Annotated in this window: 1 protein-coding gene; it reads left to right on the top strand. The window is 53.8% G+C overall.

The genetic code is table 11. From position 1 onward, the window contains the following. The coding region (locus tag M977_RS25600; RefSeq protein WP_209438629.1) for a hypothetical protein at window positions 1–643 on the top strand (643 nt) is incomplete at both ends.

The raw sequence follows: 643 nt of genomic DNA, 5'->3' as shown, positions 1-643 counted from the left end.
AATTTTTACTGGTTCTCGGCAGGCTGGCTCAATAATCTGAGCACTGAAGCATTCCAGGCTATCAGCTGTGACCATCTCAATGAGATTAGCTCAGCCAAACTCGGTGCACTGGACAATACCCATATGGCCGCGCTCACGGCAGACCAGCTGGCGGGTATCACCACAAGCTTCAGCTGTTTCTCCGCTTCCGCGTTAAACAGCATCACTACCACCGCCTTTCAGTCCATCACCTCAGCACAACTTAATAAGATAAGTACGGCGAATTTAGCCGCGCTGGATAACAGCCATCTCTCCGCGTTAACCGCAACTCAGGTCAGTGCGATGACGCACCTGAGCGCACTGAGCAGTGACCAGTTTGGATTACTGGATATTTCTGCTCTCCCGACAACCGCGATTGCCGGCTGGAAACAGGCGCAATACAGCGGGCTGACGGCACAACAGATGTCCACACTGAGCCCTGAGCAAATTCAGTCGATGAAGCATCCTGAGTGGCTACCCGTTTCCGTTGCCGGTGGAATGAAACCTGAACAAGTCGCCTCGCTTGGTACTCAACTCTCCCTGCTGCCTGTCGGCTTCGTGAATAATCTGAGTGTTCCCGCCTTCCAGGCACTCACCTCCAGTCAACTGGCCAACCTGACGCCTG

This window comes from Buttiauxella gaviniae ATCC 51604, assembly GCF_001654835.1.
In the GTDB taxonomy this organism is placed as follows: domain Bacteria; phylum Pseudomonadota; class Gammaproteobacteria; order Enterobacterales; family Enterobacteriaceae; genus Buttiauxella; species Buttiauxella gaviniae.
This window is presented reverse-complemented; position numbering and strand designations above follow the sequence as displayed.